2 protein-coding genes are annotated in these 1,314 nt (G+C 59.1%); both read left to right on the top strand.

The window, feature by feature from the left end; genetic code table 11:
* Window positions 1-458 (top strand): DegT/DnrJ/EryC1/StrS family aminotransferase (locus tag J0A65_RS22450; protein WP_206596540.1); only part of this gene is annotated, 458 nt, incomplete at its 5' end.
* Window positions 455-1,314, top strand: an 860-nt coding sequence (gene wecB, locus J0A65_RS22455; protein WP_232850108.1) for a non-hydrolyzing UDP-N-acetylglucosamine 2-epimerase, incomplete at its 3' end; no start/stop codon positions are given. The genes J0A65_RS22450 and wecB, both read left to right, overlap by 4 nt.

Below are 1,314 nucleotides of genomic sequence, written 5' to 3' on the forward strand. Positions count from 1 at the left end.
CGCGTCATGGTCAGGATCGTCGTTATCACCACATACGTGTGGGTGTTAACAGTCGACTTGATACATTGCAAGCGGCGATCCTATTGCCCAAGTTGGAGATTTTTCCGCGCGAACTGGAACAGCGCGGGCAAGTCGCCCACTCTTATGGTCGCTTGTTGGGTGAGGCTGGTATTACCGCTCCCTTCGTCGAAAGTTACAACCACAGCGCGTGGGCTCAGTACACGGTGCAGATCACTGCCCGCGATCAGGTGCAGGAGCGCCTCAAGGTCGTAGGTATTCCGACCGCAGTGCATTACCCGATACCGCTCAACCGCCAGCCGGCGGTGCAGGACGATGTGTGTCTACCGGTGGGCGATGCCATTGCCGAGCGGGTGATGAGCCTGCCGATGCATCCGTACCTGGGCGTGGCGAAACAGGCCACCATCATCCAGTCCCTGCAGGAGAGCCTGGGCATATGAGCAAGAAAATCGTCACTATCGTCGGGGCGCGTCCTCAGTTCATCAAGGCGGCAGCGGTCTCGCGCGAGATTCTCAAGCGCCCCGGCCAGCTTGAAGAAGTCATGGTGCATACCGGCCAGCACTTCGACCCGAACATGTCCCAGGTGTTCTTCGACGAGCTGGAGATCCCTGCGCCACGCTACAATCTGGAAGTCTCCGGCGGCAGCCATGGCGCCATGACCGGACGCATGCTTGAAGGTATCGAGCACATTCTGCTGGACGAGAAGCCAGACTGGGTGCTGATCTATGGCGATACTAACTCGACCCTGGCTGGCGCTCTGGCGGCGGCCAAGTTGCATATCCCGGTCTCGCATGTGGAGGCTGGATTGCGTTCGTTCAATATGCGCATGCCTGAGGAAATCAATCGAATCCTCTCTGATCGTGTATCAAGCTTGCTGCTGTGTCCGACGGATGCGGCCGTCGACAATCTGGCGCGCGAGGGCGTAACTCAGGGGGTGCACAATGTCGGCGACGTCATGTACGACGTTGCCCTCTATTATCGCGAGCGCGCCCGGGTTGGCAGCAGTATTTTGCAGGTGCTGGGCCTGAGGGAAAAAGCTTTTGCTTTGGCGACTTGCCATCGGGCCGAAAACACCGATGATCCCTTGCGCTTGGAGGGCATCGTTAGCGCGCTGGCGCAGATTGCCTGTGACGTGCCCGTGGTCCTGCCGCTGCATCCGCGTACCCGTAAGCTGCTGAATCAGTTCGGCTTGGAACGATATCTTTCCGATCTCACTGTAGTAGAGCCGCTGTCGTTCCTCGATATGGTGGCGTTGGAGCAGGCGGCTCGCGTCATCCTTACCGACTCCGGCGGCGT

This window comes from Bowmanella yangjiangensis (assembly GCF_017255015.1).
Taxonomy (GTDB): Bacteria; Pseudomonadota; Gammaproteobacteria; order Enterobacterales; family Alteromonadaceae; genus Bowmanella; species Bowmanella yangjiangensis.